The following is a 7,591-nucleotide window of genomic DNA, read 5'->3' on the forward strand; positions in this document are numbered from 1 at the left end:
TATCCATTTGACTGGCGTACTAAGAAACCAATCATCTGGCGTGCAGTACCACAATGGTTTGCCTCAGTTTCTAAATTCCGCCAAGAAATCTTGGACGAAATTGAAAAAGTGAAATTCCACTCAGAATGGGGTAAAGTTCGTCTTTACAATATGATTCGTGACCGTGGCGACTGGGTTATCTCTCGTCAACGTGCTTGGGGTGTTCCACTTCCTATCTTCTACGCTGAAGATGGTACAGCGATCATGACTGCTGAAACGATTGAACACGTGGCTCAACTCTTTGAGGAACATGGTTCAAGCATTTGGTGGGAACGTGATGCCAAAGACCTCTTACCAGAAGGATTTACTCATCCAGGTTCACCAAATGGTGAGTTCAAAAAAGAAACAGATATCATGGACGTTTGGTTTGACTCAGGTTCATCATGGAATGGAGTTGTGGTAAACCGTCCTGAGTTGACTTACCCAGCAGACCTTTACCTAGAAGGTTCTGACCAGTACCGTGGTTGGTTCAACTCATCACTCATCACATCTGTTGCCAACCATGGCGTAGCACCTTACAAACAAATCTTGTCACAAGGTTTTGCTCTTGACGGTAAAGGTGAGAAGATGTCTAAATCTCTTGGAAATACCATTGCTCCAAGCGATGTTGAAAAACAATTTGGTGCGGAAATCTTGCGTCTTTGGGTAACAAGTGTAGACTCAAGCAATGATGTACGTATCTCTATGGATATCTTGAGCCAAGTCTCTGAAACTTACCGTAAGATTCGTAACACCCTTCGTTTCTTGATTGCCAATACTTCTGACTTTAACCCAGCTCAAGATGCAGTCGCTTACGATGAACTTCGTTCAGTTGATAAGTACATGACGATTCGCTTTAACCAGCTTGTTAAGACCATTCGTGATGCTTATGCAAACTTTGAATTCTTGACAATCTACAAGGCCTTGGTGAACTTTATCAACGTTGATTTATCAGCATTCTACCTTGATTTTGCTAAGGACGTTGTTTATATCGAAGGTGCAAAATCACTGGAACGTCATCAAATGCAGACTGTCTTCTATGACATTCTTGTGAAAATCACCAAACTCTTGACACCAATCCTTCCTCACACTGCGGAGGAAATATGGTCATATCTTGAGTTTGAAGCTGAAGACTTCGTTCAATTGTCAGAATTGCCAGAAGCAGAAACTTTTGCTAACCAAGAAGAAATCTTGGATACATGGGCAGCCTTCATGGACTTCCGTGGACAAGCTCAAAAAGCCTTGGAAGAAGCTCGTAATGCAAAAGTAATCGGTAAATCACTTGAAGCTCACTTGACAGTTTATCCAAATGAAGTGGTGAAAACTCTACTCGAAGCAGTAAACAGCAATGTAGCTCAACTTTTAATCGTGTCAGACTTGACCATCGCAGAAGGACCAGCTCCAGAATCTGCCGTTAGCTTCGAAGATGTAGCCTTTACAGTTGAACGTGCTGCAGGCCAAGTATGTGACCGTTGCCGTCGTATCGACCCAACAACAGCAAAACGCAGCTACCACGCAGTTATCTGTGACCACTGTGCAAGCATCGTAGAAGAAAATTTTGCGGACGCAGTCGCAGAAGGATTTGAAGAGAAATAAGGTTGTTGTATGATACTAATAAGGAAAAGGATTGCCAAACAGTCCTTTCCTTTTTGGTTTTGACTAGCTTTTTTGTGAAAAATTGTGTAAAATAGAATAGATAAACGAGGGGAAACCTCGGAAAATTTAAAGGAGAATCCATCTAATGGTAAAATTGGTTTTTGCTCGCCACGGTGAGTCTGAATGGAACAAAGCTAACCTTTTCACTGGTTGGGCTGATGTTGATTTGTCTGAAAAAGGTACACAACAAGCGATTGACGCTGGTAAATTGATCAAAGAAGCTGGTATCGAATTTGACCAAGCTTATACTTCAGTATTGAAACGTGCGATCAAAACAACTAACTTGGCTCTTGAAGCTTCTGACCAATTGTGGGTTCCAGTTGAAAAATCATGGCGTTTGAACGAACGTCACTACGGTGGTTTGACTGGTAAAAACAAAGCTGAAGCTGCTGAACAATTTGGTGATGAGCAAGTTCACATCTGGCGTCGTTCATACGATGTATTGCCTCCAAACATGGATCGTGATGATGAGCACTCAGCTCACACTGACCGTCGTTACGCTTCACTTGACGACTCAGTTATCCCAGATGCTGAAAACTTGAAAGTGACTTTGGAACGTGCCCTTCCATTCTGGGAAGATAAAATCGCTCCAGCTCTTAAAGATGGTAAAAACGTATTCGTAGGAGCTCACGGTAACTCAATCCGTGCCCTTGTAAAACACATCAAAGGTTTGTCAGATGACGAAATCATGGACGTGGAAATCCCTAACTTCCCACCATTGGTATTCGAATTTGACGAAAAATTGAACGTAGTTTCTGAATACTACCTTGGAAAATAAAAAAATGTAAGTCTAGAATTGATTTCTAGGCTTTTTATGTTAGTATGGAAGTATGATAAGGAATAAAAAACAAGATTATGTATTGGCTTACAAGCAACCAGCGTCAACAACATATAAGGGTTGGGAAGAAGAGGCTTTACCAATAGGCAATGGTTCTTTAGGGGCAAAAGTATTTGGCCTTATAGGGGTTGAGCGGATTCAATTCAATGAAAAAAGTCTCTGGTCTGGTGGTCCACTTCCTGATAGTTCCGATTATCAGGGTGGAAATCTTCAGGACCAGTATGGTTTTTTAGCTGAGATTCGGCAGGCTTTGGAAAAGAGAGATTACAATCGGGCTAAGGAACTGGCTGAACAGCACCTAGTTGGGCCCCAAACGAGTCAATATGGGACCTATCTGTCCTTTGGAGATATTTTCATTGAGTTCAGCCAGCAAGGTACAACTTTGTCTCAGGTGACGGATTACCAGAGACAGCTTAATATCAGCAAGGCGCTTGCGACGACTTCTTATGTCTATAAGGGAACGAAATTTGAACGTGAAGCTTTTGCGAGTTTTCCAGATGATCTCTTGGTTCAGCGCTTTACTAAGGAAGGGGCGGAAACTCTAGATTTTACTATAGAACTGTCGCTAAGTCGTGATTTGGCTTCTGATGGAAAGTATGAGCAGGAGAAGTCTGATTATAAGAAATGCCAGCTGGATATCTCTGCTTCTCATATCTTGTTGAAGGGGCGGGTCAAGGACAATGCCCTCCAATTTGCTAGTTGTCTAGCTTGGGAAACAGATGGGGATATTAGAGTTTGGTCAGATAAGGTTCAGATATCAGGAGCCAGTTATGCCAATCTTTTCTTGGCTGCTAAGACTGATTTTGCCCAAAATCCTGCTAGTAATTATCGCAAGAAAATAGATTTAGAGCAACAGGTAAAGGACTTAGTGGAGATAGCTAAAGAAAAGGGCTATGCCCAATTGAAATCAAGGCATATTGAGGACTACCAAGCCTTATTCCAGCGTGTTCAATTGGATTTGGGAGCTGAGATTGATGCATCCACTACAGATGATTTGTTAAAAAATTATAAGCCACAAGAGGGGCAGGCTTTGGAGGAGTTGTTCTTCCAGTATGGACGGTATTTACTGATTAGTTCTTCCAGAGATTGTCCAGATGCTCTACCAGCTAACCTACAAGGGGTCTGGAATGCAGTCGATAATCCTCCTTGGAATTCGGACTATCACTTGAATATCAACCTGCAGATGAATTATTGGCCAGCCTATGTTACCAATCTCCTAGAGACGGCTTTCCCAGTCATCAACTATATAGATGATTTGCGTGTCTATGGTCGTCTAGCGGCTGCAAGGTATGCAGCAATCGTCTCTCAGGAAGGGGAGGAGAACGGTTGGTTGGTTCATACTCAAGCGACACCCTTTGGTTGGACGGCACCTGGTTGGGATTACTATTGGGGTTGGTCACCAGCTGCCAATGCGTGGATGATGCAAACTGTTTATGAAGCCTATTCATTTTATAGGGACCAAGACTATCTCAGGGAGAAAATTTATCCCATGTTAAGGGAAACGGTTCGTTTTTGGAATGTCTTTTTACATAAGGATCAGCAGGCGCAGCGTTGGGTCTCTTCTCCGTCTTATTCGCCAGAACATGGGCCGATTTCGATTGGCAATACCTATGACCAATCTCTGATTTGGCAGTTATTTCATGATTTTATTCAGGCTGCTCAGAAATTGGAACTGGATGAGGACTTGTTGACGGAAGTCAAGGAGAAGTTTGATTTGCTTAATCCTCTTCAAATCACTCAATCTGGTCGAATCAGGGAGTGGTATGAGGAGGAAGAGCAATATTTTCAAAATGAAAAAGTGGAGGCCCAGCATCGGCACGCTTCCCATCTAGTGGGACTCTATCCTGGAAATCTCTTTAGCTACAAGGGACAAGAGTATCTTGAAGCGGCGCGTGCTAGCCTCAATAATCGTGGAGATGGCGGCACAGGCTGGTCCAAGGCTAATAAGATCAATCTTTGGGCGCGTCTAGGAGATGGCAATCGAGCCTATAAATTATTAGCAGACCAGTTAAAGTCATCCACTTTGCCAAATCTTTGGTGTAGCCATCCTCCTTTTCAAATAGATGGTAATTTTGGTGCTACTAGTGGCATGGCAGAAATGTTGCTCCAGTCTCATACAGCTTATCTGGTACCTCTAGCCGCCCTACCCGATGCATGGTCAACAGGTTCCGTTTCAGGCTTAATGGCACGTGGACATTTTGAAGTTAGCATGAGGTGGGCGGATAAAAAACTCTTACAGTTGACCATTTTATCAAGAAGTGGGGGAGAATTGCGAGTCTCTTATCCAGGTATTGAGAAGAGTGTGATTAAATTGGATAAAGAAAAAATAAAAGCGAAATGCATGGGGAAAGATTGTATTTCGGTGGCAACAGCAGAAGGTGATCTTGTTCAATTTTATTTTTAAGAAGGTGATAGAAGGCAGTAGTTTGAGACTGCCTTTTAATAAGGATTTGAGAATGTAAGCAGTTTCCAACTAGTTGAAAAAGCGTTATAATGGTAATAGGAAGTAATACTCAATGAAAATCAAAGAGCAAACTAGGAAGCTAGCCGCAGGTTGCTCAAAACAGTGTTTTGAGGTTGCAGATGGAAGCTGACGTGGTTTGAAGAGATTTTCGAGTAGTATAATTTGTTTGAGAGAGGGTGGGGCTTATGGCTTATATTGAGATGAAACACTGTTACAAGCGTTACCAGGTTGGGGACACGGAGATTGTGGCCAATCGCGATGTGAATTTTGAGATTGAAAAGGGTGAATTGGTTATTATTCTAGGTGCGTCTGGTGCAGGCAAGTCAACGGTTCTTAACCTTCTTGGGGGGATGGATACTAATGATGAAGGGGAAATCTGGATTGATGGTGCCAATATTGCAGACTATAGTTCCCACCAGCGTACCAATTACCGCCGCAATGATGTAGGATTTGTTTTTCAGTTTTATAATCTAGTTTCCAATCTAACCGCTAAGGAAAATGTGGAGTTGGCTTCAGAAATCGTGACAGATGCCTTGAATCCTGAACAGGTCTTGACAGATGTAGGTCTGGCTCATCGTCTCAATAACTTTCCAGCCCAGCTTTCTGGAGGGGAGCAACAGCGAGTCTCCATTGCACGCGCGGTAGCCAAAAATCCTAAAATTCTCCTTTGTGATGAACCGACAGGCGCCTTGGATTATCAGACGGGTAAGCAGGTTTTGAAAATTCTCCAAGATATGTCTCGTCAAAAGGGAGCGACGGTGATCATCGTGACTCACAATGGAGCTTTGGCGCCCATTGCTGATCGCGTGATTCATATGCACGATGCCAGTGTCAAGGATGTGGTGATCAACGAGCATCCTCAGGATATCGACAGTTTGGAGTACTAGCATGATCAAGCGAAAAACCTATTGGAAGGACTTAATTCAGTCTTTCACAGGCTCCAAGGGGCGTTTCTTATCCATCTTGACCTTGATGATGTTGGGATCTCTAGCCCTTGTAGGCCTCAAAGTGACTAGCCCCAACATGGAGGCAACAGCTAATGCTTATTTAACAACTGCTCAAACCTTGGATTTGGCAGTTATGTCTAATTATGGTTTGGATCAAGCAGATCAAGAAGAACTAGAACAGACCCAGGGCGCAGAGGTTGAGTTTGGCTATTTGACAGATGTGACTATGGAGAATGGGCAGAATGCCATTCGGCTGTACTCCAAACCAGAGCGAATTTCAACCTTTCAGCTAAGAGAGGGACGACTTCCTCAGTCAGACAAGGAAATCGCATTGGCCACTCATTTGCAAGGCCAATACAGCGTGGGACAGGAGATTAGTTTTAAAGAAAAAGAAGAGGGTCATTCCTCTTTAAAAGACCATACTTATACCATTACTGGTTTTGTGGATTCAGCTGAAATCCTCTCCCAGCGAGATATGGGCTACGCAGGAAGTGGAAGTGGGACTCTGACAGCTTATGGGGTGATTTTACCTAGTCAGTTTGATCAGAAAGTCTACAATATAGCTCGTTTAAAATATCAAGATTTGTCAGGTTTAAATGCTTTTTCAGCAACTTATGAAGAAAAATCCAAACAGCATCAGGAAGACCTAGAACAAGCTTTGTCAGATAATGGCAAGGCACGTCTGCAAGTGTTGAAAAAAGAAGGACAAGAGTCTCTAGACAAAGGCCAAGAGACCCTTGACAAGGCTGATACTAATTTGCAGGAAGGCAAGCGTCGTTTAGCAACTGCTCAAGCTCGTTTACAGGCTCAGGAAAGTCAACTAGCCTTGCTTCCTCAAAATCAGAGAGAGCAGGCTAGTTCTCAACTTACCCAAGCCAAGAAGGAATTGAGCAAGGAAGAGGACAAACTAAAGCAGGCTGAACAAAATCTAGCCCAAGAAAAGGAAAAATTAGAAAAACATCAGCAAGTCTTGGATGATTTAGCTGAGCCCAAGTATCAAGTCTATAATCGTCAGACCATGCCTGGCGGTCAAGGCTACCTCATGTACAGTAATGCTTCAGCCAGTATTCGGGCAGTGGGCAATATCTTTCCTGTAGTGCTTTATGCTGTAGCAGCTATGGTGACCTTTACAACAATGACTCGCTTTGTGGATGAAGAGAGAACACATGCAGGTATTTTTAAGGCCTTGGGCTATCGTAGCAAGGATATTATCGCCAAGTTTCTCCTCTACGGCCTAGTAGCTGGGACTGTCGGAACAGCTCTAGGTAGTATACTTGGCCATTATTTACTAGCCAGTGTAATTTCAAGTGTCATTACAAAAGGTATGGTAGTGGGAGAAACCCAGATTCAGTTCTATTGGAGCTATAGTTTATTAGCTCTTGGTTTAAGTTGGTTGGCGAGTGTGTTACCGGCCTACCTGGTGGCTCGTAGGGAACTACACGATGAAGCAGCCCAGCTTTTACTGCCTAAACCACCTGTCAAAGGAGCTAAAATCTTACTGGAGCGCATCGGTTTTATCTGGCGTCGTCTCAGTTTTACCCATAAGGTAACAGCCCGCAATATCTTCCGTTATAAGCAACGGATGTTGATGACAATCTTTGGTGTGGCAGGTTCAGTTGCTCTGCTTTTTGCAGGTTTAGGAATCCAATCCTCTGTAGCAGGAGTTCC

Annotated in this window: 5 protein-coding genes; all 5 read left to right on the plus strand. The window is 43.2% G+C overall.

Going from position 1 to position 7,591, the window contains the following annotated elements:
- On the plus strand, positions 1-1,614 hold a 1,614-nt coding region (locus ACLNCN_RS02255; protein WP_424844536.1), incomplete at its 5' end, for a class I tRNA ligase family protein.
- 145 nt (positions 1,615-1,759) lie between these two features.
- Entirely contained in the window at positions 1,760-2,452 is a 693-nt protein-coding gene (locus tag ACLNCN_RS02260) for a phosphoglycerate mutase (RefSeq protein ID WP_000240129.1), read from the plus strand.
- Positions 2,453-2,504: 52 nt separating this feature from the next.
- Entirely contained in the window at positions 2,505-4,916 is a 2,412-nt protein-coding gene (locus tag ACLNCN_RS02265) for a glycoside hydrolase family 95 protein (protein ID WP_045611169.1), read from the plus strand.
- Between the two features lie 245 nt (positions 4,917-5,161).
- A complete protein-coding gene (locus tag ACLNCN_RS02270; RefSeq protein WP_045611171.1) occupies positions 5,162-5,863 on the plus strand; it encodes an ABC transporter ATP-binding protein in 702 nt (233 codons plus the stop codon).
- A gap of 1 nt (position 5,864) precedes the next feature.
- The coding region (locus tag ACLNCN_RS02275; protein WP_424844537.1) for an FtsX-like permease family protein at positions 5,865-7,591 on the plus strand (1,727 nt) is incomplete at its 3' end.

It is taken from the genome of Streptococcus sp. CL8.13 (assembly GCF_049737895.1).

Coding starts and splice junctions, on each gene's coding strand:
- ACLNCN_RS02265 (WP_045611169.1), top strand. CDS start 2,505: ATGATAAGGAATAAAAAACAAGATTATGTATTGGCTTACAAGCAACCA.
- ACLNCN_RS02270 (WP_045611171.1), top strand. CDS start 5,162: ATGGCTTATATTGAGATGAAACACTGTTACAAGCGTTACCAGGTTGGG.
- ACLNCN_RS02260 (WP_000240129.1), top strand. CDS start 1,760: ATGGTAAAATTGGTTTTTGCTCGCCACGGTGAGTCTGAATGGAACAAA.